The organism is Cryobacterium sp. M91, from assembly GCF_002929615.1.
GTDB lineage: Bacteria > Actinomycetota > Actinomycetes > Actinomycetales > Microbacteriaceae > Cryobacterium > Cryobacterium levicorallinum.
Window position 1 is genome coordinate 21,378 of record NZ_PJJT01000084.1, and the last position, 26,485, is coordinate 47,862.

At 66.0% G+C, this 26,485-nt stretch carries 26 protein-coding genes; 19 read left to right on the plus strand and 7 right to left on the minus strand.

What is annotated here, in order from left to right; translation table 11 throughout:
* Window positions 1-39 precede the first annotated feature (39 nt).
* Both CXY80_RS09520 and CXY80_RS09525 read left to right on the plus strand, forming a co-directional pair.
* On the plus strand, window positions 40-480 hold the full coding sequence (locus tag CXY80_RS09520; RefSeq protein WP_092450050.1) for a hypothetical protein: 441 nt from the start codon (window positions 40-42) through the stop codon (window positions 478-480).
* Complete coding sequence (locus CXY80_RS09525) at window positions 477-1,412, plus strand: bifunctional riboflavin kinase/FAD synthetase (RefSeq protein ID WP_104132369.1); 936 nt, start codon at window positions 477-479, stop codon at window positions 1,410-1,412. The genes CXY80_RS09520 and CXY80_RS09525 overlap by 4 nt, the downstream gene beginning before the upstream one ends.
* A gap of 13 nt (window positions 1,413-1,425) precedes the next feature.
* Here CXY80_RS09525 and CXY80_RS09530 read toward each other — a convergent pair whose 3' ends face one another.
* Window positions 1,426-1,644 (minus strand): hypothetical protein, encoded by a 219-nt coding sequence (locus CXY80_RS09530; RefSeq protein WP_104132370.1) that lies wholly within the window; start codon window positions 1,642-1,644, stop codon window positions 1,426-1,428.
* A 176-nt stretch (window positions 1,645-1,820) separates the two neighbouring features.
* On the opposite strand from CXY80_RS09530, the gene CXY80_RS09535 reads away from it, so the two are divergent.
* Together CXY80_RS09535 and CXY80_RS09540 are read left to right on the plus strand one after the other, a co-directional pair.
* The gene (locus CXY80_RS09535) at window positions 1,821-2,468 is read left to right on the plus strand and encodes a ScbR family autoregulator-binding transcription factor (protein ID WP_104132371.1); all 648 of its coding nucleotides are present in this window, start codon (window positions 1,821-1,823) and stop codon (window positions 2,466-2,468) included.
* Window positions 2,469-2,512: 44 nt separating this feature from the next.
* Window positions 2,513-3,736: a CynX/NimT family MFS transporter gene (locus tag CXY80_RS09540; RefSeq protein ID WP_104132372.1), complete on the plus strand. Its 1,224-nt coding sequence runs from the start codon at window positions 2,513-2,515 to the stop codon at window positions 3,734-3,736.
* 9 nt (window positions 3,737-3,745) lie between these two features.
* Here the strand turns inward: CXY80_RS09540 and CXY80_RS09545 are convergent, their stop codons facing one another.
* Window positions 3,746-4,690, minus strand: coding sequence for an ROK family protein (locus tag CXY80_RS09545; RefSeq protein ID WP_104132373.1), 945 nt, complete (start codon window positions 4,688-4,690; stop codon window positions 3,746-3,748).
* Between the two features lie 138 nt (window positions 4,691-4,828).
* On the opposite strand from CXY80_RS09545, the gene CXY80_RS09550 reads away from it, so the two are divergent.
* From CXY80_RS09550 to CXY80_RS09595, 10 genes are all read left to right on the plus strand, one after another.
* Entirely contained in the window at window positions 4,829-5,773 is a 945-nt protein-coding gene (locus tag CXY80_RS09550) for a sugar-binding transcriptional regulator (protein WP_092450038.1), read from the plus strand.
* Window positions 5,774-5,835: 62 nt separating this feature from the next.
* Entirely contained in the window at window positions 5,836-6,864 is a 1,029-nt protein-coding gene (gene deoC / locus CXY80_RS09555; protein ID WP_092450036.1) for a deoxyribose-phosphate aldolase, read from the plus strand.
* 8 nt (window positions 6,865-6,872) lie between these two features.
* Window positions 6,873-8,396, plus strand: a complete 1,524-nt coding sequence (locus tag CXY80_RS09560; RefSeq protein WP_092450034.1) for an aldehyde dehydrogenase family protein — start codon at window positions 6,873-6,875, stop codon at window positions 8,394-8,396.
* Window positions 8,393-9,256 carry an aldehyde dehydrogenase gene (locus CXY80_RS09565; protein WP_092450032.1) on the plus strand — a complete coding sequence of 288 codons (864 nt, stop codon included), beginning with the start codon at window positions 8,393-8,395 and terminating at the stop codon, window positions 9,254-9,256. Before CXY80_RS09560 ends, CXY80_RS09565 begins: the two co-directional genes overlap by 4 nt.
* A 54-nt stretch (window positions 9,257-9,310) precedes the next feature.
* Window positions 9,311-10,798, plus strand: coding sequence for an SDR family oxidoreductase (locus CXY80_RS09570; protein ID WP_104132374.1), 1,488 nt, complete (start codon window positions 9,311-9,313; stop codon window positions 10,796-10,798).
* Window positions 10,799-10,943: 145 nt separating this feature from the next.
* Window positions 10,944-11,504 (plus strand): GDSL-type esterase/lipase family protein, encoded by a 561-nt coding sequence (locus tag CXY80_RS09575; RefSeq protein ID WP_104132375.1) that lies wholly within the window; start codon window positions 10,944-10,946, stop codon window positions 11,502-11,504.
* Window positions 11,505-11,622: 118 nt separating this feature from the next.
* The gene (locus CXY80_RS09580) at window positions 11,623-12,615 is read left to right on the plus strand and encodes a DUF2207 domain-containing protein (protein ID WP_104132376.1); all 993 of its coding nucleotides are present in this window, start codon (window positions 11,623-11,625) and stop codon (window positions 12,613-12,615) included.
* A 111-nt stretch (window positions 12,616-12,726) separates the two neighbouring features.
* Complete coding sequence (locus tag CXY80_RS20745; protein WP_369828676.1) at window positions 12,727-12,999, plus strand: DUF6804 family protein; 273 nt, start codon at window positions 12,727-12,729, stop codon at window positions 12,997-12,999.
* Between the two features lie 320 nt (window positions 13,000-13,319).
* Window positions 13,320-15,506 carry a DEAD/DEAH box helicase gene (locus tag CXY80_RS09590; protein WP_104132378.1) on the plus strand — a complete coding sequence of 729 codons (2,187 nt, stop codon included), beginning with the start codon at window positions 13,320-13,322 and terminating at the stop codon, window positions 15,504-15,506.
* 165 nt (window positions 15,507-15,671) lie between these two features.
* Window positions 15,672-16,700, plus strand: coding sequence for a 6-phosphofructokinase (locus CXY80_RS09595; RefSeq protein ID WP_104132379.1), 1,029 nt, complete (start codon window positions 15,672-15,674; stop codon window positions 16,698-16,700).
* Between the two features lie 43 nt (window positions 16,701-16,743).
* On the opposite strand, the gene CXY80_RS09600 is transcribed toward CXY80_RS09595, so the two are convergent.
* On the minus strand, window positions 16,744-16,998 hold the full coding sequence (locus CXY80_RS09600; protein WP_092450016.1) for a mycoredoxin: 255 nt from the start codon (window positions 16,996-16,998) through the stop codon (window positions 16,744-16,746).
* 73 nt (window positions 16,999-17,071) lie between these two features.
* Between CXY80_RS09600 and CXY80_RS09605 the strand changes: the two genes are divergently transcribed.
* From CXY80_RS09605 to CXY80_RS09615, 3 genes are read left to right on the plus strand one after another with little or no spacing between them, the layout of a single operon-like run.
* The gene (locus CXY80_RS09605) at window positions 17,072-17,545 is read left to right on the plus strand and encodes an 8-oxo-dGTP diphosphatase (protein WP_092450014.1); all 474 of its coding nucleotides are present in this window, start codon (window positions 17,072-17,074) and stop codon (window positions 17,543-17,545) included.
* Window positions 17,538-18,734 carry an inorganic phosphate transporter gene (locus tag CXY80_RS09610; RefSeq protein ID WP_233195224.1) on the plus strand — a complete coding sequence of 399 codons (1,197 nt, stop codon included), beginning with the start codon at window positions 17,538-17,540 and terminating at the stop codon, window positions 18,732-18,734. Before CXY80_RS09605 ends, CXY80_RS09610 begins: the two co-directional genes overlap by 8 nt.
* Window positions 18,731-19,063, plus strand: a complete 333-nt coding sequence (locus CXY80_RS09615) for a peptidase (RefSeq protein ID WP_092450010.1) — start codon at window positions 18,731-18,733, stop codon at window positions 19,061-19,063. The genes CXY80_RS09610 and CXY80_RS09615 overlap by 4 nt, the downstream gene beginning before the upstream one ends.
* Window positions 19,064-19,078: 15 nt before the next feature.
* Here the strand turns inward: CXY80_RS09615 and CXY80_RS09620 are convergent, their stop codons facing one another.
* A complete protein-coding gene (locus CXY80_RS09620) occupies window positions 19,079-20,356 on the minus strand; it encodes a uracil-xanthine permease family protein (protein ID WP_092450008.1) in 1,278 nt (425 codons plus the stop codon).
* 68 nt (window positions 20,357-20,424) lie between these two features.
* Between CXY80_RS09620 and CXY80_RS09625 the strand changes: the two genes are divergently transcribed.
* Both CXY80_RS09625 and CXY80_RS09630 read left to right on the plus strand, forming a co-directional pair.
* A complete protein-coding gene (locus CXY80_RS09625) occupies window positions 20,425-21,978 on the plus strand; it encodes a carboxylesterase/lipase family protein (RefSeq protein ID WP_092450006.1) in 1,554 nt (517 codons plus the stop codon).
* Window positions 21,979-22,041: 63 nt separating this feature from the next.
* Complete coding sequence (locus tag CXY80_RS09630) at window positions 22,042-23,526, plus strand: NCS2 family permease (RefSeq protein ID WP_092450004.1); 1,485 nt, start codon at window positions 22,042-22,044, stop codon at window positions 23,524-23,526.
* Window positions 23,527-23,556: 30 nt separating this feature from the next.
* Here CXY80_RS09630 and CXY80_RS09635 read toward each other — a convergent pair whose 3' ends face one another.
* The 3 genes from CXY80_RS09635 to CXY80_RS09645 all read right to left on the minus strand — a co-directional run bounded on the left by CXY80_RS09635 (window position 23,557) and on the right by CXY80_RS09645 (window position 26,479).
* Complete coding sequence (locus CXY80_RS09635) at window positions 23,557-24,291, minus strand: FadR/GntR family transcriptional regulator (protein WP_104132381.1); 735 nt, start codon at window positions 24,289-24,291, stop codon at window positions 23,557-23,559.
* Entirely contained in the window at window positions 24,291-25,058 is a 768-nt protein-coding gene (locus tag CXY80_RS09640; RefSeq protein WP_304466174.1) for a 3-oxoacyl-ACP reductase, read from the minus strand. The genes CXY80_RS09635 and CXY80_RS09640 overlap by 1 nt, the downstream gene beginning before the upstream one ends.
* Window positions 25,059-25,132: 74 nt before the next feature.
* Window positions 25,133-26,479, minus strand: a complete 1,347-nt coding sequence (locus CXY80_RS09645; RefSeq protein WP_369828677.1) for an aldehyde dehydrogenase — start codon at window positions 26,477-26,479, stop codon at window positions 25,133-25,135.
* Between the last annotated feature and the right edge of the window lie 6 nt (window positions 26,480-26,485).

Sequence of the window (26,485 nt, forward strand, 5' to 3'; positions counted from 1 at the left end):
CGGAAGCTGCAATAATTATCGAGCAATGAAAACAGAGCGATGACAGAATCCCCGACCGAGAAGCCCGCCGCCGCCGAGCGGGTGAGCGGCATCGGTCGACTCCTCATCGCCGTTTACGGCGTGCTGGCCCTCGCCGCCACCGGCCGCTCCTTCGTACAAATCGCGCGGGCCTTCGATGAAGCCCCGCTCGCTTATTCCTTGTCTGCTCTCGCCGCGGTGGTCTATATCGTGGCCACGGTGGCCCTGATGCGGCGCAGCATCCGCTGGTATCGCATCGCCTGGATCACGATCAGCTTTGAACTGCTGGGCGTACTCGTCGTCGGTACCCTGAGTCTGGTTGATCCGGCGCTGTTCGAGCACGCGACCGTCTGGTCGATCTACGGCAGCGGATACCTCTTCATTCCCCTCGTGCTGCCCCTGCTGGGCATGTGGTGGCTCGCCCGCCACCGCGTCGCGTCGGTGAGCGAGGGTCGCGCATGAAGATTCTGAACGGCGTCGAGTCCGTGCCGAGCGACTGGCCCGACTCGGCCGTGAGCATCGGCAAGTTCGACGGCGTCCATGCCGGACACCGGGCGGTCATCGCCGAGCTCCAGACCGTCGCCGAGCGCGAACAGCTGGCGGCCGTCGTCGTGACGTTCGACCGGCATCCGCTCGCCCTGCTCTCGCCGCAAAACTGCCCGAGAACGCTGGTCAGCGCGGAGCAGAAACTCAACCTGATCGCCGAGACCGGGATCGACGCGACCCTGCTGCTCGAGTTCAACCACGCCCTGTCCAGCCTTCCGCCGCGCGAATTCATCGAAAACATTCTGGTCACCGCCCTGCACGCCCGTTTCGTGCTCGTCGGTCGTGACTTTCGGTTCGGAGCCAAGGGGGCCGGCGACGTCGCCCTGCTGAGGCAACTCGGCCTCGAATTCGGCTACACCGTCGGACTGATCGACGATGTGAAACCAGACGGGGAACGCCGGGTCTCGTCCACCTGGATTCGCGAATTGCTCGGCGCCGGTGCGGTGCGCGACGCCGGAGACCTGCTCGGGCATCTGCCGACCGTGCGAGGAATGGTGGTGCACGGCGCAGCCCGCGGTCGCGAACTGGGCTTTCCCACCGCGAACCTGTCCACCGATTCCGAGGGTCTGATTCCGGCCGATGGCGTCTATGCCGGTTGGCTGACGGATGCCGGTGCTCGCTACCCGGCGGCGATTTCGGTTGGCAACAATCCCACCTTCAACGGGGTGGCGCAGAAGCAGGTCGAGGCCTACGTGCTCGATGAGACCGAGCTGGACCTATACGACCGTGTGGTCGACGTCGCGTTCGTTGAGCGGATTCGCGGCATGGTCGCCTACGCCGGCATCGACCCGTTGATCGAGCAGATTCGCGACGACGTGGCGCGGGTGCGCACGATCCTGGGCCCGTAAATCCGGGAATGGTTTAGTCCAGTCGGAGCCGGTTACCGACGGCGAACCAGGCGGTCGCGCCAAACACCGGGGCGAGCAGCACCGCCAGGACCCAGTTGGTGCGCTTGGTCGGACACAGGTGTGCGGCCCGCCCGATCTGCACCATGGCGACGAGGGAGAGGGTGAGCACGACCAGCCCAGCAAGCACCGCCACCATGATGCCGACCCAGTCGTGACCGCCGATGTTTTCCATGCCCCAAACCATACCAAACAGTATGTTTATTGTTTCGCACAATGGGGTAACGGTATCTGAGCACTGGCACGCGGGGCTTAGCCCCAAAAGGGGGTGCCGTCAAGGCCCTCGGGGGGAGTCGATGCGGGTCGTTGCCCCGGGTATTCTGGAAACTCGCGCATTTCCCGGGGGATCTAATGTCACAACAAGTACGAGCGATCGAAACGCGCGCCGCGATAATTCGCGGTGCAGCAGCGGCCTTTGAGCAGCGCGGTTACGGGAGTACGTCCCTTGCCCAGGTCAGCAGCGCCGCAGGCGTGACGAAGGGCGCGCTGTACTTTCACTTCGATTCGAAGGAAGCCCTCGCCGTAGCGATTATCGCCGCCCAGCACGCGGCGTCGGCGGCGGCCGGGCAGAAGCTCCTCGATGACAACTATCCCGGTTTGCACGCCCTCGTCTCGATGTCCTACGAGCTCGCCCGGCAGCTCCGCGACGACCTCGTCGTGAGCGCCGGCATCCGTTTAACCATCGAAGCGGTGAATTTTTCCACCCCGGTGGCCGGTCCGTACCTCGACTGGATGGTCGCCTGCGAGGAATTCCTCCGCCGGGGGATCGCCTCCGGCGACGTCAACCCAAAGCTGGACGTCAGCGCGGCCGCGCATTTCTGCACCGCGGCCTTCACCGGCGTGCAGGTCGTCTCCGACGTATTGACCAAGCGGGCCGACATTGACCAGCGCCTCACCGAAATGTGGGCCATGCTTCTGCCGGCCCTCGTTGCTCCCGGCCGCTGGGAGGACCTGAAAGACCTACCGGAGCGCATCCGGCGGGAGCGCACGGGGCTGTAACCGTCGTATCCGCTCGGCTGAACCTCGCCCCCTAGACTGGCCGAGTGACTACCGCAACCCCCAGCCCCCTCTGGCCGGGACGCGGCCTGGCCCTGCTGGGCATCATTCTGGTCGCTGCCAATCTCCGCAACGCGGTGACCGCCCTCTCGCCCATCGTCGCCGAGATCAACGTCGATATTCCGCTCGGAGTGGTAGCTCTCGGCGTGCTCGGCATGCTTCCGCCGGTCTGCTTTGCCGTGTTCGGTATCTTCACCCCCATGATCACCCGCCGCCATGGCCTCGAACTGCCCCTCGTACTCGCTCTCCTGGCGATTCTGGTCGGTCATTTCACTCGCGGGTCATCCGGCTCGATCACCATGCTCATTATCGGCAGTGTCATCGCCTTCGCCGGCCTCGGCGTCGGCAATGTGCTCCTGCCGCCGCTGGTCAAGAAATACTTTCCGGACCGGATCGGCCTCGTCACGTCCCTCTACGCCACAATGATGTCGCTGAGCACCCTCGTTCCTCCGCTCATCGCCGTTCCGGTAGCGGATGCCGCGGGCTGGCGAATCTCGCTCGGCATGTGGATGCTGCTGGCTCTGCTGGCGCTGGTGCCGTGGATCACGATGCTCCTGCGGCACCGCACCGAGCAATCGCCGAGCCCCGTGGTCGATGAGGCCGATGCGGCCATTCTCGGTCGACTGTGGCGATCCTCGATCGCCTGGGCCATCGCCGGCGTGTTCGCGACCTCGTCGCTCAACGCCTACGCCATGTTCGCCTGGCTGCCTCAGCTCCTCGTCGAGACCGCGGGGGCGACTCCGGGCGAGGCGGGGACGCTTCTCGCGGTCTACGCCGGCATGGGAATCCCGTGCGCCCTGATCATTCCGATCCTCACCGCCCGCCTGAAAAATATCGGCCCGCTCGTCTACGTGGGCGTATTCGCGTTCGTAATCGGCGATCTGGGGCTATTGTTGCTGCCGGCGACCCTGACCTGGCTCTGGGTGTCGCTCGCCGGCCTGGGGCCCATGTTTTTCCCGCTGGCTCTCGTGCTCATTAATCTGCGCACCCGCACCCACGCCGGTGCGGTCGCGCTCAGCAGCTTCGTGCAGGGCATCGGTTACACCCTCGGTGCACTGGGCCCGCTGGTTTTCGGCCTGTTGCACGAACTGAGCGGTGGGTGGACCTGGCCGATGGTCTTCCTCCTCGTAACGGCGCTGGTCGTGCTTGTCGCTGGAGCGGTGATCGGTCGACCGCACATGCTCGAAGACGACCTGGCACGCTCCCGCTGAGCCAGCCGGCTACGGCACCAATTCCCCGCGGTGAATCAGCGCTGCGGCGCCGATCAGTGGGCCGTCGCCCGAGAGGGTCGAGTGCACCACGCGCACCCGGGTGGCGTAGGCGAATTGCACGCGTTCCAGGATCGCTGCGCGAGCGAAATCCAGCAGGTCGGGGGTGACATTCGAGAAGCCGCCACCGATGGCGACCACGTCGAGGTCGAGCAGCGTCGCTGCCGAGGCGATTGCCTGGCCGAGGGCCCGGCCGCTGCGCTTTACGGCCAGAATCGCGATCGGGTCGGCGGCCGCGTAGGCCGCCGCCAGGTCCTCGCCAGACTCGCCGGTGAAGCCCTGAGATCTGGCCCAGGCGACGGTTTTCGGCCCGGAGGCGATCGCCTCGATGCAGCCGGTGCCGCCGCAGGCGCAGGCATCCAGGAAGCCGCCGACCTCGATGTGGCCGATATGACCGGCATTTCCGGTGGGACCGGACACCGTGACGCCGCCGAGAATCAGGCCGCCACCGACACCGGTCGACACGATCATGCCCATTAGGTTGTCGACTCCGCGGCCCGCGCCCACCCAGTGTTCGGCCAGGGTGATGCACAGGCCGTCCATGCGCAGCCGCACATCCAGACCGGGAACCAGCTCGGCCACGAGCTCCTGGAGCCCGAACTCGCGCCACACCGGCAGATTGAGCGGCGACACCGCCCCCGAGTGCAGGTGAATCGGCCCGGCACAGCCAATGCCGACGCCGATCAGCGGATAGCCCGGCGGCACGCTCGCGAGGGTTGCCAGAATGACAGTTCTGACAGCGGATGCGAGCTGCTCACTGGTCGCGCTGGCCCCGGTCGGCGCGCGGTGCCGACTGCTTGGAAGCACCGTACCTCGGTCGTCCACGAGTGCAGCTTCGACCTTGGTTCCTCCAACGTCGACGGCGAGAACGTACTCGAGAGCTTCATTGGCGCGCATGCTCTGATCGTATGGGATGGGTTCGCTCAACGCGCCCAGCGGAGGCTCCTGCTCAAAAGAGCAAGATCGCCTACAGCTGTTGATTCGCGCGTCGGGCCCACGTAGGCTGGACTCAACCGATTGGACCGCGAACCGTATATGAGCGACACCGACGAACTCCTCTCCATCCGTGCGGCCGAGCTGTACTACGAAGAAAACCAGACCCAGGATGAGATCGGCGTGATTCTGCGCCTCACCCGCTGGAAGGTCGGCCGGCTGCTCGCGAGCGCTAAGGCGAACGGCTTCATCCGCATCGAAATCGTGCACCCGCGCGCCCGCCGGCTGCCGATCGAACGACGGCTGCGCGAATCGACCGGTCTGACCGATGCCATCGTGGTGTCCTCCGCCGGGGTGTCGAGCGATGCCGAGCTGCAATCGCGCACCGCACAGGCCGCCGCCGACTATCTCACGAGCCTCCGCCCGATTCCGCGCACGCTCGGCATCAGCTGGGGTCGCACCCTGCACGACGTGTCCCTGCACCTCAAACAGGGCTGGGCGCCGGGGGTGAACGTGGTGCAGATCAACGGCGGTGTCAGCCTGAATCAGCGCACCGGAACCGCGGCATCCACTGCGGTTACCATCGCGCACAAGGCCGACGGCTCGGCCACCCTGCTGCCGAGCCCCGCCATCTTCGAACGTCTCGAAACCAAACAGGCAATGGAAGCCGACCGCACGGTTGCCGGGGTGCTCGCCCTGGCCCGCAACGCCCAGGCCTACGTCTTCAGTGCGGGGCAGGCGGATGCGAATTCCGCCCTGGTCGACAGCGGCTACCTGACGGTCGCCCAGATCGACGACCTCGTGGCGCGCGGCGCCGTCGGCGACGTCGTCGGCCGCTACATCGACCACAACGGCCGAATCGTCGACCCCGAACTCAACGAACGCACGGTCGGCATCCAGCTCGACCAGTTGCGCCGCGCCCCGCTCACCATCGCCGTCATCTCCGGACGCTCCAAACACGCCATCGCCCGCGCCGTCGTGCGCAACGGGCTGTGCACCGTTCTGGTGACCGACGAAGACACCGCGAATGCCCTCCTCCAAGACTGAACATCTGTGACCCATAACACCAGTGCCACCGCACAGCACGTATATGCCCAGAAGGACACCCCATGACCAGTAGCCCCTTGGCCACCTACCAACCCGATCAGCGCGCCGCCTCGTTGATCGGCGGGGAGGCCACCGACGCCAACCTGCGCCGGTACCTGCACGGCATCCCCGGAATCGACGCCGTCGGCCTCGAAGCCCGCGCCGCCGACCTGGGCACCCGCTCGATTAAGACCAGCTCCAAGCGCTGGGCGATCGACACCATCATCGGACTGATCGACCTCACCACCCTCGAGGGCGCCGACACCCCCGGCAAGGTGCGTTCACTCGTCGCCAAGGCGCTGGTACCAGACCCGGGCGACCCCGGCTGCCCGCGCGTCGCCGCGGTCTGCGTCTACGGCGACATGGTCGGCACGGCCGTCACCGCGCTCGGCTCCGCCCACGCCGCCGGCGGCACCGAGGGAGCCGGTGTTCAGCGGGTACATGTGGCCGCCGTCGCCACCGCTTTCCCCAGCGGCCGCGCCTCGCTCGCCATCAAGCTCGCCGATGTGCGCGACTCGGTCGCCGCCGGCGCCGACGAAATCGACATGGTCATCGACCGTGGCGCCTTTCTGGCCGGCCGCTTCGGCCAGGTCTACGACGAGATCGTCGCGGTGAAAGACGCCTGCCGCCGCGCCGACGGATCGGTGGCCCACCTCAAGGTGATCCTCGAGACCGGCGAGCTGAACACCTACGATAACGTGCGCCGCGCCTCCTGGCTGGCCATTCTGGCCGGCGGCGACTTCATTAAGACCTCCACCGGCAAGGTCGCTCCGGCCGCAACGCTGCCGGTGACGCTGTCCATGCTCGAGGTCGTGCGTGACTGGCACCGCCTCACCGGCGTGCGCATCGGCGTGAAGCCGGCCGGCGGCATCCGCACCTCGAAGGACGCCATCAAGTACCTCGTGACCGTCGCCGAAACGGTGGGAGAGGAGTGGCTCGTGCCGCACCTGTTCCGCTTCGGTGCCTCCAGCCTGCTGAACGACGTGCTGTTGCAGCGCCAGAAGATGACGACCGGGCACTACTCCGGCCCCGACTACGTGACGATTGATTAGGAACGACCATGAAATTTCTTGACTACGCTCCGGCCCCCGAGTCGCAGGCACTGCTGGGCCTCAAAACCGACTATGGCCTGTTCATCAACGGTGACTTCACGGCTGGCCGCGGCACCCCGTTTCAGACCATCAACCCGGCCACCGAACAGCAGATCGCCATGATCGCGACCGCCAACGAAGCGGATGTCGACGCCGCCGTCTCGGCCGCCCGGCACGCCTACGACGGGGTCTGGTCCCGTCTGTCCGGCAGCGACCGGGGCAAGTACCTGTTTCGCATCGCCCGCCTGGTGCAGGAACGCGCCCGCGAACTCGCCGTCGCCGAAACCCTCGACAACGGCAAACCGATCAAAGAGACCCGCGACGTCGACATTCCCCTCGTCGCCGCCTGGTTCTTCTACTACGCCGGCTGGGCGGACAAGCTCGATCACGCCGGCGTAGGCCCGAACCCGGCCTCGCTCGGCGTTGCCGCCCAGGTCATCCCGTGGAACTTTCCGCTCATGATGCTCGCCTGGAAGATCGCCCCCGCCCTCGCCGCGGGTAACACCGTCGTGCTCAAGCCCGCCGAAACCACCTCGCTCACCGCGCTGTTGTTTTCTGAGATTCTGCAGCAGGCCGACCTGCCCGCCGGTGTCGTGAACATCATCACCGGTGATGGCAGCACCGGGCAGACGCTCGTCAACCACCCCGGCGTCAACAAGGTCGCCTTCACCGGGTCGACCTCGGTCGGGCGGGCCATCGCCCGTTCGGTCGCCGGAACCGACAAGAAGCTCAGCCTCGAGCTCGGCGGGAAGGGCGCCAACATCGTCTTCGATGACGCCCCAATCGACCAGGCGGTCGAGGGCATCGTGCGCGGCATCTTCTTCAACCAGGGCCACGTCTGCTGCGCCGGCAGTCGCCTACTCGTACAGGAAAGCATCCACGACGACGTCATCGACCGGCTCAAGCGCCGCATGCAGACGCTGCGCCTGGGCGACCCGCTCGACAAGAACACCGACATCGGCGCCATCAACAGTGCAGAGCAACTCGTCCGCATTCGCGAACTGTCCGAGCTGGGTCAGCAGGAGGGCGCCGAACGCTGGAGCGCCGACTGCGTCATCCCCGAGAACGGCTTCTGGTTCGCACCGACAATCTTCACCAACGTGTCGACCAGCCACCGCATCGCCCGTGACGAGATCTTCGGCCCGGTGCTCTCGGTGCTCACCTTCCGTACCCCGGCCGAGGCCATCGCCAAGGCGAACAACACCCCGTACGGTCTCTCCGCCGGAATCTGGAGTGACAAGGGCAGCCGCATCCTGGCCTTCGCCGACAAGCTACGCGCCGGCGTGATCTGGGCGAACACCTTCAACCAGTTCGATCCGTCGAGCCCGTTCGGCGGCTACAAGGAGAGCGGCTACGGCCGTGAGGGCGGCCGCCACGGCCTCGCTGCCTATCTCAAGCCCGCCGTGCGCACCGGCTCGCGGTCCGCCGCCGCCGTTGTGCAGCAGAGTCCCGCCACCAAGAAATCAGCATCTGCAAAGAAGGCCGCCAAGTGAACCGCCTCGCCATCCCCAAGACCTACAAGCTGTACATCGGCGGCAAGTTTCCGCGCAGCGAATCCGGCCGCGTCTATGAGGTGCTCTCGCACAAGGGCGAGTTTCTGGCCAACGCAGCGAAGGGCAGCCGCAAGGATGCCCGCGACGCGGTCGTTGCCGCTCGCAGCGCTCTCGGCGGCTGGGCCGGCGCCACGGCCTACAACCGCGGCCAGGTGCTGTACCGCATCGCCGAACTGCTCGAGGGCCGTCGGGCGCAGTTCATCGACGAGATCATGAGCAGCGAGGGCGTCAATGCCGCAGTGGCAAGCGCCCAGGTCGACGAAGCCATCGACCGCTGGGTTTGGTACGCGGGCTGGGCCGACAAGTACGTGCAGGTTGCCGGCAACGCCAACCCGGTCTCCGGCCCGTTCTTCAATCTGTCCGTGCCCGAACCCACCGGCGTCGTCGCGATCATCGCGCCGCAGGGCACCGAATCGCTCCTCGGACTGGTCAGCGCCATCGCCCCGGCCCTCGTCGCGGGGAACACCGTCGTCGTCGTCGCCAACGAGACTGCGCCGCTGTCTGCGATCAGCCTCGGCGAGGTGCTCGCCACGAGTGATGTGCCTGGTGGAGTGGTCAACATCGTGACCGGTTCGCCAGCTGAGATCGCGCCCTGGCTGGCCAGCCACGCCGACGTCAACGCCCTCGACCTCGTTGGAGCCGGCGACCTGGATTGGGTCGAGCTGCAGATCAGCGCCGCCGACACGCTCAAGCGGGTGCTCCCGCCCGAGACGGGAACGGATGCCGCAGCACCGGCGTTGTCCCGCATCCTCGCCTTCACCGAACTGAAGACGGTCTGGCACACCAAAGCTATTCTCTGATTCGGTTCCGGGGCACTCAGCGGGGGGTCAAGTGGACGGGATAAACTCCGCCGCATGACCTCACGCAGAGCACTTGTCACCGGTGCGACCGGTTACATCGGCGGACGCCTCGTACCCAAACTCCTCGAAGCCGGCTTCACGGTGCGCGTGCTCGTGCGCACCCCGTCGAAGCTGCGCGATGTGCCCTGGTCTGACCAGGTGGAAATCGTGCAGGGCGACCTCGGCGACGCCAAATCGGTGCAGTCCGCCTGCGCCGACATTGACGTGCTCTACTACCTCGTGCACTCGATGGGTGCGGCCGGTGATTTCGAGAAGACCGAGCACATCGCAGCCGAAAACGTTGCTAAGGCCGCCGCTGCAGCGCAGGTGTCGCGCATCGTCTACCTCGGCGGGTTGCATCCGGACACACAGACGCTCTCGGCCCATCTGCGTTCCCGCATGGAGGTCGGCCGCATCCTGCTCGACAGCGGTGTGCCGACCACGGCCTTCCAGGCCGGCGTCGTTATCGGCTCCGGCTCGACCTCGTTCGAGATGATCCGTCACCTCACCGACGTGCTGCCCTGCATGCCGGCGCCCAAATGGGTGCGTAACCGTATCCAGCCGATCGCCGTGCGCGATGTGCTCTACTACCTGCAGGCGGCAGCTGATCTGCCCAGTGAGGTGAACCGTACCTTCGACATCGGCGGCCCCGACGTGCTGCGCTACGACCAGATGATGAACGGCTACGCCCTCGAGGCCGGCCTCAAACATCGGGCGATTATCGCCCTGCCGGTGCTCACCCCGTGGCTGGCCTCACAATGGGTGAACCTGGTCACACCGATTCCGCGCAACCTCGCCATTCCCATCATCGCGTCGCTGCAGTATGACTGCGTCGTGCACGAGAGCGACATCGATCAGTACATTCCGCAGCCGGACGGCGGCCTCACCGGCTACCGGCGGGCCGTGCGCCTCGCGCTGGGCCGCATGCGCGACGGAGACGTGGAGACCAGCTGGCGCAACTCCTCGATCGAGGGCGCTTCCAGCAACCCGCTGCCGAGCGACCCGAACTGGGCCGGCCACGCCGTCTACACCGACCTGCGGGAGAAAACCACCCCGGCCGATCCGGCTGCGCTCTGGCGAGTCATCGAAAGCATCGGCGGCGAGAACGGCTGGTATTCCTTCCCGCTGGCCTGGGCCGTGCGCGGCCTGATGGACAAGGCCGTCGGCGGTGTTGGCCTGCGCCGCGGCCGACGCAATCCCGACCACCTGCACACCGGCGAGGTGCTCGATTTCTGGCGGGTGGAGCAGATCGACCACGGCAGCTTTCTGCGGTTGCGCGCCGAAATGCGCGTACCAGGTCGGGCCTGGCTCGAAATGAGCGTCACACCAACGGATGCTGGCGGCTCGCTCTACCGCCAGCGCGCGGTCTTCTTTCCCCGCGGGCTCGGTGGACGGCTGTACTGGGCGGCGATCATCCCGTTCCACAGCATCATCTTCGAGGGCATGGCGACCCGAATCACGGCGACGGCCGCGGCCGAATGCGTGGCGAAAAACGAGGCCTAGGAGCGGCTTTCCCTGGCGGTGGTTTCTCGCTCCCACCACGACTGATCCGGCGGGTAGATGTGTCGATAAATCGTGCGTATACTCTGGGAATTCTGGCGACTCGGCCCGGTTCGGGGCATGATGGGTAAAAGATAGGAGGCCTACTATGACAGTTTCACTCGCCTTTCTGGGCGACGGCCTCACCGCGAATGGTCAGTGGGAAGAGTGGTTTCCCGAGTACGTGGTGCACAATCTCGCTGCCAGCGGTAATACCACCGATGAGATTATTTCACAGCTTGATCAGGTGATTGAGTTGCGGCCCGACGCCATTGTGATCGGGGTCGGCACCAACGATCTCGGCTGGCGCAAATCCGACGAATATGTCGTGCGCAACCTCGAAACCATCCTGCACACGCTGCGCCGTGCCCTGCCGGAGACCCGCATCATGGTGCAATCGGTGCTGCCGCGCGACCGGGACTTCGCCGGCACCATCCGCTCAATCAACCGGCACGTCTGGCAGTACGCCCCCACCCAGCACGCGCAATACCTCGACCTGTGGCCGGCCCTGGCCCTGCCAGACGGTGAACTCGACCCGACCTTCGGCATCGACCGGCTGCACCTGAACGAGGCCGGCTATGCCGCGTGGCTGGCCGAGTTGCGGCCGGGGCTGGAGATGCTGTTCGAGCGACCGCCGTCGACGACGTCGATTCCGATTCAGCACGCCTGAGCTGTTCGGGACTGAGCTGTTCGGGACTGAGCTGTTCGGGACTGAACTGTTCGGGACTGAACTGTTCCGGACTGACCCGCGCTGCGGGCGGCTCAGCCCGGCTCGGTAGAGTGGACTCATGCTCCGATCGGTTCACCCCGCACGTGTCCTGACCCTCGGTGAGCTGGTCGTCGGTGCCGCCGCTAAGGCGATGGCCGCACAATTCATCAGCTTCGCCGTGCGCGGCAACGTGCGCATTCTCGATGCCGACGACAAAAAGAATCACTTTCTGCTGGAATTCGTGCACGCCGACGGTGTCGATGAGACCGAAAGCCGCATTCTGGGCAAACTTTTTCCCGGCTTGCGGCCCGGCGACCAGCGCGACCTGAAGAAGAAGAGCGTTTCGCTCAGTAAGGCCCTGCAGAAGGAACGGCTTGCGGCCCGCGCCGAATCGCTGCGGTTGGGCGTAAGGAAAAAGCAAAACGATGGGCTGCGGGTCTGGCTGTTACTGCTGGCCAGCGTGAGCGCCCTGGCCGCCGGAGTGGCGAGTCTCGGGGCGGTCATCACCGACGTGGGCGGTTTCTGGCCGCTGCTGTTCATCGTGCTGGGCATCACCACCGCGGTGGTCACCTTCGTTTGTGCCGGAAATCTGCGACCGCTCACCGACAGCGGCGCTGAACTGCGTGACTATTTGAAAGGCGTCAAATTGTATATAGGTCTTGCCGAAGCCGATCGACTTCGTGTTCTGCAGAGTTCGGAGGGGGCCGTGCGATCGGTCTACCGGCCGGAGAACGGTCGTCCCGATCTGACCAGAACCACCACCACAGCGGATGCCCCCTCCGTTCAGATCGTGAAACTCTACGAGCGCGTACTGCCACTGGCCATACTGTTCGGCCAGGAGAAGGAATGGTCGAAGGTCCTGGGCGAGTATTACGGGGAGAGCGGCACCCAGCCCGACTGGTATCTGGGAACGGGAATGTTCCAGGCCGTGCTGTTCGCCGGTGCTATCGGCAGCTTCTCGGCGTCCTCTGCCGCGTCGTGGTCGGGCAGTGCCACCAGCTCGTCGACCTCGGGCGGCGGTGGCGGCGGGTTCTCCGGAGGAGGCGGCGGCGGCGGGGGAGGGGGCGTCTGATGGGTACGCCAGTCGAACCGACCTTCACCCGCTCTGCCCTCGCACCGGGTCTGCTGGGGGCGATCGCNGACCTTCACCCGCTCTGCCCTCGCACCGGGTCTGCTGGGGGCGATCGCCCTGCTCGCCGGCCTAGCCCTGCTGGACAGCGAGAGCTTCATCATCATCCGCTACGCCGTCAGCATTCTCGCGCTCATCATCTGCGTCTTCGTGCTGCAGGCGCGGTCCTGGTATTGGCTGATCGGCCTCGTGCCGATGGCGATTCTGTGGAACCCTGTCGTGATTCTCGACCTCAGCGGTCAGGGCTGGGTCTCGGCCCAGTTCATCGCCGCGATCATTTTCATCGCCGTCGGCCTGCGCACCAAGGTGCCGGTTCGCAAGAATTGAACGGGGGCGTAGACTACTAGCGCGTTGAGAGAACCGGGTCAGGTCTCTACTGTGCGCTCGCTGGCGATGGCCGTACTCGTTGAATCAGTACCTGTAGAGGCGCGTGATTCGACGGCACCACCGCTGCGACAGCATCCGCTTGACCGCGAGTTTTGTGTGAAGATCGCGACCCGTGCTGTGTTTCGTGAATCGTTTGTTCCTGAGAACTCATCAGAACGATTGGCGGGCTGCAGCGTTCCGGCAACACCTGGATGCCGTGACCGGCTCGCGTGGACGGATACAGCCGGTACCCGTACCGTGCTGCTTTTGAGTGGAGAACAATGGCTTATACCCGCACCGATGCCTCGGGCAGCCGGAACAACCTCGGCCGCGGCGGTGTCACCCGCAATCGGGCCCACCCTCGTTCGCGTGACGACGACGCGCCGATCATCCCGATTCTCGCCCGCAAGGTGCGCGAGGTCGAGGCGAAGGCGCAGTCCGGTACCAAGCTCGGGCCGACCAACCGCACCAAGTATCAGGTCATCGCCCTGCTGATGCGCGAGGAACGCGCCAGGGTCAAGGGCGATAAGGGGCTCTCCGACGCCAATCGGGCCGAGCTGCTCAAACGCCTCGACGGCATTGCCCAGATTCTGGCCAAGACCGCGGCTCGCGATACCAGCCTGATCACCCTGCTCGAACCCGATGCCGGCGTCTCCACCGTCGCGCAGCGTTTTCGCCGGGACTGGCTGCTTGAATCCGGTGCCGAACTGAGTCCGGACGAACTCATCATCACCCGCGAACCCGAAGCCAAACCGGTCGTGCTGCAGAACCAGGTCGTCCCGCAGTCGGTCAAGGCCCGGCAGCTGGCCAACCCGTTCCTCGCCCCCGACTTCAGTGCAGCAGCCCAGCCGATCGTGCACCCGCGCCGGCTGGCCAATTGGGAATTGCTCGGCCCCCTGTTCAAATCGTTCGAGTACGGTTCGGGCGGCCAGGCCGCCAGCATGGACATGCCGGAAGCCCCCAAGCTTGACCGACTGTCGCCGAACGGTATGGAGCTCATGCGGCACCAGGCCCGGTTCATCGAGAGCGCTCGTCTGGGCCACCGCAGCTATCTGCTCGCCGATGAGCCGGGCCTCGGCAAGACGGCGCAGAGCCTGCTGGCAGCATCCGTTGCCAACGCCTACCCACTGCTGGCCATCGTGCCCAACGTCGTCAAAATGAACTGGGCCCGTGAAGTGGAAATGTGGACGCCGAACCGGCGTGCCACCGTCATCCACGGCGATGGTGACAGCCTGGACGCCTTCGCCGACGTGGTCGTCGTCAACTACGACGTGCTCGACCGGCACCTGGCCTGGCTGGGTACCCTCGGCTTCAAGGGCATGGTCGTCGACGAGGCCCACTTCATTAAGAACCTCGCCTCCCAGCGCTCCAAGCACGTACTCTCGCTGGCCGACCAGATTCGCCGCCGCACCCCGGGCGGCAACCCGCTGCTGATGGCCCTGACCGGAACGCCTCTGATCAACGACGTCGACGACTTTCGGGCCATCTGGCAGTTCCTCGGCTGGATCGACGGCGACAAGCCGGCCCCCGCACTGCTGAAACGCCTCGAAGAGACGGGCCTCACGCCCGCCGACATGGGTTTTTACAAGGAAGCTCGCGCCGCCGTGATCGACATGGGCATCGTGCGTCGCCGCAAGATCGACGTCGCCGCCGACCTGCCGGCCAAGCGCATCGCCGACCTCCCAGTCGAGCTGGACGACGACCTCGGCCGCTCCATCCGCCAGGCCGAACGGGAACTCGGTGCCCGGCTGGTCATCCGGTACCGCGCACTCGTCGCCGCCCGGCACACCGGCTCTGGCGGCCCGGCCGTTCCCGATGAGGATCAGCGGGATGCCTACATTCGCGCCGTCGCGCACGCCGAACTCGAAGATTCCAAGGGCCAGAGCACCGGTGAAAACGTATTCACGATGGTGCGCAAAATCGGTCAGGCCAAGGCCGGTCTCGCAGCCGACTACGCGGCCCAGCTGGCCCGGTCGGTCGGTAAGGTCGTGTTCTTCGCCAAGCACATCGATGTAATGGACACCGCTGAGGAGATCTTCGCCAAGCGTGACCTGAAAACGGTGTCGCTGCGCGGCGACCAGAGCGCGCTTGCCCGGCAGGCAGCGATCGACTCCTTCAACAACGACCCCGACGTTGCGATCGCGGTCTGTTCCCTCACCGCGGCCGGCGTCGGCGTCAACCTCCAGGCCGCGTCGAACGTTGTGCTGGCCGAGCTCAGCTGGACCGCAGCCGAGCAGACCCAGGCCATCGACCGGGTGCACCGCATCGGGCAGGATGAGCCGGTCACCGCCTGGCGCATCATCGCCGCGCACACCATCGACGCCCGCATTGCCGACCTGATCGGAAGCAAGCAGGGCCTGGCGGCTCGAGCACTGGATGGTTCGCAGGAAGAGTACGCCGCGGCCGATTCGGTGCAGGAGAGTGCGCTGATCTACCTGCTCACCCAGGCCCTCGACGGAAAACTATAGGCCGTGCGCGACTGACCGGGCCGGATGCGATTTGAGCCGTGCCCGGTCAGGCAGCATGATTGTCAAGCGTGCATCGTTGATGCGCTTGTTCTGACATTGATTGGTGGCGCGCGTTGCGTCATGATCAATCGACCGGATTCGCCCAGCTACCAAGATCGGCCAGCAATGAAGATCGGCATCCTTACCAGCGGCGGCGACTGCCCCGGACTCAACGCGGTCATTCGTGGCGCTGTGCTCAAGGGCGTGCGCACGCACGATTTCGAGTTCGTCGGAATTCGCAACGGGTGGCGCGGCCTGGCGCAGAGCGAATTCATGCCGCTCGACCGGCACAGCGTTCGCGGGCTCTCTCGCCAGGGCGGCACCATTTTGGGTAGTTCCCGTACGAACCCGTTCGAGGGTGAGAACGGCGGACCGGAGAACATCCAGCGCACGCTCGATGAGAACGGCATCGACGCCGTGATCGCCATCGGTGGAGAGGGCACGCTCACCGCCGCGCATCGCCTGACCGAGGCCGGCCTCAATATCGTCGGCGTGCCCAAGACCATCGACAACGACCTCGAAGCCACCGACTATTCCTTCGGCTTCAACACGGCCGTCGAAATCGCCACCGAAGCCATCGACCGGCTGCGCACCACCGCCGAATCCCACGGCCGCTGCATGGTGGTCGAGGTGATGGGACGCCACGTCGGGTGGATCGCCCTGCACTCCGGCATGGCCGGCGGCGCCCACGCCATCCTCATCCCGGAACAGCCGAAGTCGATCGAACAGATTTGCAACTGGGTCGAGCACGTGCGCGACCGCGGCCGGGCCCCCGTCATCGTGGTCTCCGAGGGCTTCCTGCTCTCCGGTATGGAGGAGGCGCACTCCACCAAGGGGCTGGACGCCTTCAGCCGTCCCCGGCTCGGCGGAATCAGTGAGGTCATCGCGCCGCTGATTGAAGAACGCACCGGCATCGAGAGCCGAGCGACCGTGCTCGGTCACACCCAGCGCGGCGGCGCCCCCTCGGCATACGACCGCGTGCTCGCCACCCGACTCGGCATGGCCGCCGTCGACGCGATCCACAATTCGCAGTGGGGCTCGATGGTGTCACTGCGCGGCACCGAGATCGTCGTCGTGAGCATCGCCGCCGCCACCATCGGTCTCAAGCGCGTCTCACCGGCCCGCTACGACGAGGCCGCCGTACTGTTCGGTTAGCCGCGCGGGCTCGCGCAGGGCGGTCAGGTCAGGTCAGGTCAGGTCAGGCGAGTTTGGCCTGAACCTGTGCCAGCGACGGATTCGTCGCCGCTGAGCCGTCGGGGTACAAAATCGTCGGCACGGTTTGGTTGCCGTTGTTGAGGCTCATGACGAGCTCCGACGTGCCGTCAACCCGTTCGATATTCACCTCGGTGTAGCCGATTCCGACGCTGTCGAGCTGCTTCTTCAATCGTTTGCAGTAACCACACCAGTCGGTCGTGAACATGGTAATGGTTCCGGTAGCTGGTAAAAAGTCCATGTTCGGAGCTTATCCGAGCTGCCTCCCAACCAGCTCCACGCGCCCTCTGTTCAACAAGCATTAAGATGAGGCAATGACTTTGCCCCAGGTATGCGTGTGCTACCTCACTCGACTATCTCCCGAAGGCAACCGACAGGTCCTGCTGGGGCGCAAGAAGAAAGGCCTCGGCATGGGAAACATCGTCGGGCTGGGTGGCAAGCTCGAAAGCGGCGAAACCGCAGTGGATGCTGCGGTGCGCGAAATCGAGGAGGAGTCGTCTCTCGTGGTGGCGGCATCCGCTCTTACCGAACTGGGGCTGCTCACCTACCTGTTTCCCCACCGCGAGGAGTGGAGCCAGGAGTCGACCGTCTTCGTCTGCGAGGAGTGGTCGGGAACACCGCGGGAATCCAACGAGCTGAACCCCCTCTGGTTCGATGTGGCGACCCTGCCAGTAGATGAGATGTGGGACGACGCCCGCCATTGGCTGCCCGGTGTTCTCAATGGTGTGTCCGTACGCGCCACCTTCACCTTCGGCGCCGACCTGGAGAGCGTGGTGTTCCGTGCCTGATTTCAGCCTCATCATCGTGCTGGTCATCGCCCTGGCCCTCATCTTCGACTTCACCAACGGCTTTCACGACACGGCGAACGCCATGGCCACCCCGATCGCGACCGGCGCCATGAAACCCAAGGTCGCCGTCGGTGTCGCTGCGATTCTCAACCTGGTCGGGGCATTCCTGTCGACCGAGGTCGCCCGCACAATCTCGGGCGGCATCATCAAGGAGGGCGACGGCGGGGTGCTGATCACCCCCGAGCTGATCTTCGCCGGTCTGATCGGCGCAATTGTCTGGAACCTGGTCACCTGGCTAATGGGGCTGCCGTCGAGCTCCAGCCATGCCCTGTTCGGCGGTCTCATCGGCGCCACCATCATCGGTGTCGGCACCCAGGCCATCGACTACAACGTTGTCGCCGCGAAGGTCATTCTGCCCGCCCTGATCGCGCCCGTGATCGCCGGCGTCATCGCCCTCGTCGCCACCCGCCTCGCCTATACGATCACTCGCCGGGACGTCGGTCAGCCCGACGGGCGCGGCGGCTTTCGCTACGCGCAAATCTTCTCCTCCTCCCTCGTAGCCCTGGCCCACGGCACCAACGATGCGCAGAAGACGATGGGCGTGATTACCCTGACCCTGATCGCCGGTGGATTTCAGGCCGTTGGCAGCGGGCCAACGTTCTGGGTGATCGCCGCCTGCGCGCTGGCGATCGCGATCGGCACCTACACCGGCGGCTGGCGCATCATCCGCACCATGGGTACCGGATTGACCGAGATCAAGCCAGCGCAGGGCTTTGCCGCCGAAAGCAGCACCGCCGCGACCATCCTGGCCTCGAGTCACCTCGGCTTCGCACTCTCCACCACCCAGGTCGCCTCCGGTTCGGTGATCGGCTCCGGGCTCGGCCGCCGTGGCTCGACGATTCGCTGGGGCATGGCCGGACGCATCGCGCTCGGCTGGGCTATGACGTTGCCGGCCTCGGCCATCATGGGTGCTTTCGCGGCCGGGCTGGCCTTGCTCGGCCCGATCGGCATCGTGCTGGACATGGTGATTGGCACCATCGTGATCATGGCCCTGTTCCGCTGGTCTCGGCGCAATCGGGTCACTCACCACACTCTGCTCAACGACATCGATGATGCCGGCCGGGTGGTAAGGATCAGGAAAACGCCGCGTCGCCCCACTCGTTCCGACCGCAGGAGGGTGTCGCTGTGATCGACTGGGCGGCTTTCCTCATCGTCTCCACTGCGTCGCTCGTCTCGGCGGCACTGGTGGTGAGCCTCTACTCGCTCGGTCTGCGCCTGCTCACCACGGCCGGCCGAATCCCCCTGGTCGAGCCGTACGAGTTCACCGGCGCGATTACCGTGCTGAGCCCCAAAAAGGCCGCGAAGCAGGTCAAGCGAGCGCGCAAGGCTGCCGCGGCGAACCCGCTGTCGGATGCCCAGAAGCGGTTGGCTCTCTACGCCGGCTACGTCTGCTTCACCCTGTGCGCGGCCGCCGTGCTCTACGGCGTCTACCTGATCGTGCCCGTCCTGCACGTCTAACCCTGCACGTGCGAGCTAGGCGGTTCCGCGCACCCGCGCTAGCCAGGTCATCAGGTGGTAGATCACGATGGCCGCGACCGTGCCGAGCGCGATGCCGTTGAAGCTGAGGGTGCCGGCGTTCAGCGTGAAGTCGGCGATGCCGATAATGAGCGCTGTCGCCGCCGTGAACTGGTTGACCGGCTTGGAGAAGTCGACCTTGTTGTCGAGCCAGATCTTCACGCCGATGACGCCGATCAGCCCGTACAGCGCGGTGGTGACGCCGCCAAGCACCCCGTCGGGAATCGTGAAGATGATCGCACCGACCTTGGGGGAGAGGCCGAGCAGGATCGCGACGATTCCGGCGACCCAATAGGCCGCCGTGGAATAAATACGCGTCGCCGCCATCACGCCGATGTTCTCGCCGTAGGTCGTGGTTCCGCTGCCGCCGCCGAAGCCAGCGAGCATGGTGGCTAGCCCGTCGGCGAGCAGGGCGCGCCCGGTGAGCCGGTTCACCTTCGCATCCGTCATTTGGGCCACACCCTTGATGTGGCCGACGTTCTCGGCGATGAGTACGAGCACGACCGGCAGGAAGGCGGGAAGCACCCCGAACACGGCGGCCGGGTTCTCGAACGGGTTGGCCGGGGCGGTGAACGGCGGCAGGCCGATCCAGGCGGCCTCGGCGACCCGGCTGAAGTCGACCTCGCCGAAGAAGACGGCCGCGACGTAGCCGACGAGCACGCCGAGAAAGATCGACAGCCGACCCAGGATGCCGCGAAACAGCACCGTGCACAAAATGACCGCGACGAGGGTGATCAGCGCGGTGAGCGGTGCCTTGTCGAAGTTGGCTTTGGCGACCGGGGCCAGGTTGAACCCGATCAGGGCGACAATGGCGCCCGACACGATCGGCGGCATCAGCCGGTCGATCCAGCCGGTGCCGGTGAGCTGCACGATCACCCCGACGAGCGCGAGCAGCGCTCCGACGACCAAAATTCCGAACAGGGCGCTGCCCATGCCGGCCGAGGCCGTTGCCGCGGTGATCGGCGCGATGAACGCGAACGATGAGCCGAGATAACTCGGCAGTTTATTGCCGGTGATCAGCAGAAACAGCAGGGTTCCAAGACCGGAGAACAGCAAAGTCGTGCTGGGCGGAAAGTCGGTGAGCAGCGGCACCAGAAAGGTTGCGCCGAACATGGCGACGACGTGCTGCGAGCCGATTCCGATGGTCAACGGCCAGCTCAGTCGTTCGCCCGGGCCGACGACGTCCTGTGCGCCAACCGTTTTTCCGTCACCGTGCAGGGTCCAGGGCAGTGCCATGTCGTTCTCGTTTCTTCTGTTCCGTGATCAGGTTTGAGCGTAGCCTGCGCAGCAATAAACTCGAGCCCATGAGCCAGCTCGCTGATCAGACCACCAATCAGGGTCTCGAGGTGCGAGTGGCCACCGGACTGCTCCGCGGCGTGCGTGAACGCGGCGTGCTCGCCTGGCGCGGCATTCCCTACGCAGCGGCTCCGGTGGGCGATCTGCGCTTTCGCGCCCCGCGGTCAGCCTCGGCCTGGACCGGCGTGCGCGACGCGAGCCAGTGGGGCCTGATCGCCCCGCAAAGCCACAAGGGCCAGTTTCGCGGCGCCCACCCGCGCATTCCGCAGGGCGAAGACTGCCTCAATCTCAATGTGATCGCCCCCGATGAGCGGATGCGCGCCGGCGCGCAACTCCGACCGGTCATGGTGTTCATCCACGGCGGGGCCTACAGCGTCGGATCCAGCCGCGAGGTTCCGCGCCAGGGTGAGGGATTGGTACGCCGCGGCGGTATCGTCTACGTCAGCCTCAACTACCGACTGGGCGCCCTCGGGTATCTGGACTTTTCCCGGTTTGCCACGCCGGAGCATCCGTTTGAGAGCAATTTGGGGCTGCGCGACCAGGTCGCAGCCCTGCGGTGGGTGCGGGACAACATCCGCGCGTTCGGCGGGGACCCGGATGCCGTCACCCTGTTCGGCGAGTCGGCCGGCGGCAATGCCGTCACCACGTTGATGACGGTGCCGAGCGCGGCCGGCTTGTTCCACCGGGCCATCGCGCAGAGCGCTCCGCCGAACGCGGTCTATCCGAGTGAGCTCACCGCGCGCTGGGCCGGCGAATTCGTGGACAGCCTGGCGCACGGCCCCGCAGATTACAGCGACGAACAAGCGGCCAGCCTGCTGCTCACCGTTGACCCGGACGTGCTCGCCGCCGCGACCACCGCGCTGACCGTGCGTACGCCGGACCAGGATCCGGGCACGATTCCGCTCTGCCCGGTCATCGACGGCGATTTTCTGCCGGAGCGGCCGCTCGATGCCTTTCGCGACGGCCGGGCCGCGCGCATCCCGTTGATCATCGGCACCAATGCGCGGGAGGGTTCGCTGTTCAGCGGTCGCATTGACATTCTCGCCACCACGCCGGCGCGCATCCGCACGATCTTCAAGAAGACCAAGAAGAAGGCGAAGAAGGCGCTCAAGGCACAGTATCCGGGCATTCCGGCGTTGCGAGCCGCGCTCGATTTTGGGGGTGACTACTCCTTCTGGTATCCGAGCGTGAAGGTCGCCGAGCGGCATTCCCGGTATGCTCCGGTGTACTTCTACCGCTTCGATGCTGCTCCCCGCCTGCTGCGGCTGATGGGCCTCGACGCCACACACGGCCTCGAACTGTTTCCGTTGTTCGACCGCCTCGATGGCTGGTTCGGCCGCGGCATGACGGCCCTCGGTGGGCGCCGCGCCTTTCAGGACATTGGAAACAGAATGCAGGGCTGGTGGCTCGGCTTCGTGCTCGACGGGGTGCCATCGTCCGAGTGGCCGCGGTATGAAGAGGGTGCCAGAGAGACGCTCATTATCGATCGGGACGACACGATCAAATCCGACCCGCATCGGGAACGACGTTTGGCCTGGGGTCGGTTTGTGCCGCACGTCTAAGCCAGCGGCGGCCCGGTCTTAGACTGGAACCTTGCGTTAGAGCCACGGCACCGGGAGCACACCATTAGCAGCACTGAATCACCCACTCAAGCTGCCTCGCCGCAGCCGGCATCGCGTAGCCTCAAGGCCCGCGTCGACTCCTATTTTGAGATCACCAGCCGCGGCTCCACCTGGTCCCGCGAATTCCGCGGGGGAGTCGTCACCTTCGTCACGATGGCCTACATCGTCATTCTTAACCCACTGATTCTCGGCGGGTTCAGCGCCGACCAGGCCGCCGTCGACGTCGAGGGTGGCTGGCTGCCCAACGAGCAGGTCGCCGCCGTCACCGCGCTGACCGCCGGCGTCATGACCATTTTGTTCGGCGTCATTGCCCGCCTGCCCTACGGCTTCGCTGCGGGCCTCGGCATCAACTCCTTCCTCGCCGTGAGCGTCGTCGGCCAGGTCACCTGGGCCGAAGCGATGGGCCTCGTCGTCATCAACGGCCTCATCATCGTGCTGCTCGCCTCCACCGGCCTGCGCGAACTCATCTTCAACGCCATCCCGCGCCCTCTGAAAATCGCCATCACGGTCGGTATCGGCCTGTTTATCGCGTTCATCGGACTGGTCGACTCCGGTTTCGTGCGCGCCAGCGGCGCCAACTCGCCGCCGGTGCAGCTCGGCGATGCCGGCTCGATCGCCACCCTGCCGACCGCGGTGTTCGTGATCGGACTGATCATCATGGGCGTGCTGCTTGCCCGGAAGGTCAAGGCCGCCCTGCTGATCGGCATCGTCGCGACCACCATCGTCGCCGTCATTCTGGAAGCCATCTTCAAGGTCGGGCCTTCGTTCGGTACGAACCCGGCCGGCTGGAACCTCAACGCCCCGGTGCTGCCGACGAGCGTCGTCGCCGTGCCCGACCTCGGCCTGATCGGCGAGGTCTCCTTCGGCGCGTTCGAACGCATCGGCATGCTCGCCGCCGTGATGCTGGTCTTCACCCTGGTCTTCACGAACTTCTTCGACGCCATGGGCACCATGACCGGCCTGGCCAGTGAAGCCGGCCTCGCCGACAAGGACGGCAAGTTTCCGCGGCTGAAGTCCGCCCTGATCGTCGAGGGCATCGGGGCCGTCGCCGGCGGTGCGTCGAGCGCCTCCTCGAACACCGTGTTCATCGAGTCCGGTGCCGGCATCGGCGAGGGAGCCCGCACCGGCGTTGCGAACGTGATCACCGGCATCCTCTTTCTGGCCGCCATGTTCTTCACGCCGCTGACCCAGATCGTGCCGCTCGAGGTGGCCGCAGCCGCCCTCGTCATCGTTGGAGCGCTCATGGTGTCGCAGATTCGGCACCTCGACTTCACCGAATTCTCCAGCACCCTGCCGATCTTCCTCACCATCATCGTGATGCCGCTGACCTACTCGATCGCCAACGGCATCGGCGCCGGCTTCATCAGCTGGGTGCTCGTGCGCAGCCTGTCCGGCAAGGCGCGTGAGATCAGCCCGCTGCTCTGGGTCGTCGCCGTCGGCTTCGTGCTCTACTTCGTGCGTGGCCCGGTCGAGCTGCTCATCGGCTGAGTTATCCGACAAGCGGATGCCGCGGCGCGGCTACTCGAGAAAGCCGCGCAGCAGCAGCGCTGTCCCGGCTAAATGCTCACGCATCGCCTGGGCGGCGGCACCTGCCCGACCGGACAGGATCGCCAGCACAATCTGTTCGTGCTGCGCGTCGGAGTGGGCGATATTCGGGCTCAGCAACGGGATGGCGTCGAGCAGATCGTTGACCCGCATCCGCACGTCGGCCAGCAGCGGCACGAGCGACGGCGAACCGGCCAACTCCCCGATATAGAGGTGCAGGCGAGCATCGAGCCTTCGGTAGTCCTCGGCGCTGGCCTCCCGCACCGCACCGAGGCTGGCCCAGAGCAGCTCGCGCTCCGCCGCCGGCAGCACCCGGCTGGCGGCGGCCCGGGCGGCGCCGACCTCGAGAATGTCGCGCAGCGTCAGCACATCGTCGATTTCGGCGGAACCGGGCGCCGGCGCGGCACCGTCGGGGCCGGGCGAAGCGGGAATCACCGCGGTGACGAAGGTGCCGCCGTAGCGTCCACGCCGGGACACCAGATAGCCAGCCTCGGCGAGGGAGGCGATCGCGTCGCGCAGCGTGTCCCGGCTGACGTTCAACTGCGCGGCCAAATCCCGTTCGGCGGGCAACCGTTCCCCGGGCGCGACCAAGCCCAGTCGCACCGTCTGCAGCAGCCGCTGCACGGTCTCCTCGAAGGCGTTCCCGCCCGGCACCGGGCGCAGCAGCAGACCGCTGTCGAGGCCACTGACTGCGGGCGGGTCGGCCATTATTCTGGGGTGACGTAGGCCGAGCTGATACCGCCGTCGACCAGAAAGGTCGAGCCGGTCATGAACGAAGAATCATCGCTTGCCAGAAAGGCCACCGCTGCCGCGAGTTCCTCGGGCTCGGCGAACCGGCCGACCGGAATATGTACGAGCCGCCTTGCGGCACGTGCCGGGTCTTTCGCGAACAACTCCTGCAACAGCGGAGTGTTCACCGGGCCGGGGCAGAGCGCGTTCACCCGAATGCCCTGGCGGGCGAACTGCACGCCGAGTTCACGGCTCATCGCCAGCACCCCGCCCTTCGAGGCGGTGTAGGAGATCTGGCTCGTCGCCGAACCCAGCACCGCGACGAAACTCGCCGTGTTGATGATCGATCCGCTGCCCTGCCTGACCATGTGGCGAAGCGCCGCCCGGCAGCACAGATACACCGACTTGAGGTTGACGTCCTGCACGTTCTGCCAGGCCGGCAGCTCGGTTGTTTCAATGGAATCGTCGTTGGGCGGGGAAATACCGGCGTTGTTGAACGCCACATCGACCGAGCCGTAGGTGTCGAAGGCTGTGTCGAACAGGTGGTTCACCTCCTCCTGATCGGTGACGTTGACCTTCACGAACAGCCCGCCGACCAGCGCGGCGGCCGCCTGCCCGGCGGTTTCGTCGAGGTCGCCGATCACGACCGTCGCCCCCTCGGCGGCAAACCGTTTCGCCGTGGCCAGCCCGATACCGCTGGCTCCGCCGGTGATGACGGCGACCTTGCCGGCCAGACGCTGGGTCAGGTCTATTCGAGCGATGCTGCTCACGATTTTCTCCTTCAATCTCAGACAAGCGGATGCTTCGCGCGGGTGCTGCGCTAGTCGACCGCGATGAAAACGTTCTTGGTATCGGTGAAGTTCAGCGGGGCATCCGGCCCCAGCTCACGTCCGAGCCCCGACTGCTTGAACCCGCCAAACGGGGTCGAGTAGCGCACCGAGGAGTGCGAGTTGACCGACAGGTTGCCGGATTCGACACCGCGCGCCACGCGAAGGGCCCGGCCGACATCGCGGGTCCAGATCGAGCCGGACAGCCCGTACTGGGTGTCGTTGGCCAGTCGCACCGCGTCGGCTTCGTCATCGAAGGGCAGCACCACCACGACCGGGCCGAAGATCTCGTCGGTGACACAGCGATCGGTGCGGCTTGCCGGGGTGAGCACGGTTGGTGCGACCCAGAATCCGGGGCCGATCGGGGCGTGGCCGCGAAACGCCACCGGAGCATCCACTGGCAGATAGGCGGACACCGCGGCGTGATGCTGGCGGGACACGAGCGGTCCCATTTCTGTGGCCGGGTCGGTCGGGTCGCCGACCGCGACCGCGGCAACGGCCGGTTCGAGCAGTTCCAGGAAGCGGTCGAACTGGCTCGCCTGCACCAGGATGCGGCTGCGGGCGCAGCAATCCTGGCCGGCGTTCTCGAACACGCCGGACGGCGCGGCGGCGGCGGCCCGTTCGAGGTCGGCGTCGGCGAAGACGATGTTGGCGCTCTTACCGCCGAGTTCCAGGGTGACGCGTTTCACCTGCTCCGCGCAGCCGGCCATGATCTGCTTGCCGACTGCGGTCGATCCGGTGAAGACGATTTTGCGTACGTCGGGGTGGGTGACGAAGCGGTTTCCGACGACGGAACCGCGCCCGGGCAGCACCTGGAACAGCCCATCGGGCAGTCCGGCTTCGAGGGCCAGTTCACCGAGCCGCAGGCTGGAGAGCGGGGTCCACTCGGCCGGTTTCAGCAGCACGGCGTTGCCGGCCGCGAGGGCTGGCGCGAAACCCCAGGCACCGATCGTCATCGGAAAGTTCCACGGCGTGATCACTCCCACCACGCCGAGCGGCTCGTGAAAGGTGAGGTTGATGCCGCCGGAGACCGGAATCTGCTGTCCGAACAGGCGCTCGGGTGCCGCCGAATAATACTCGAGCACGTCGCGCACGTGCCCGGCCTCCCAACGGGCTTGCGTGATCGGATGCCCCGAGTTGCGCACCTCGAGGCCGGCCAGGTTCTCTCGGTCGCCGTCGACAGCGGCGGCGAATCGGCGCAGCATTCGGGCCTTGTCGGCCGGAGCCACGGCCGCCCACAGCTTCTGGGCCGCGACCGCCCGGGCGACGGCCTCGTCGGTTTCGTCCACACCGACGTGCTCGATGGTCTCGGCGGTCGACTCGTCGGCCGGATTGACGATGGTGTA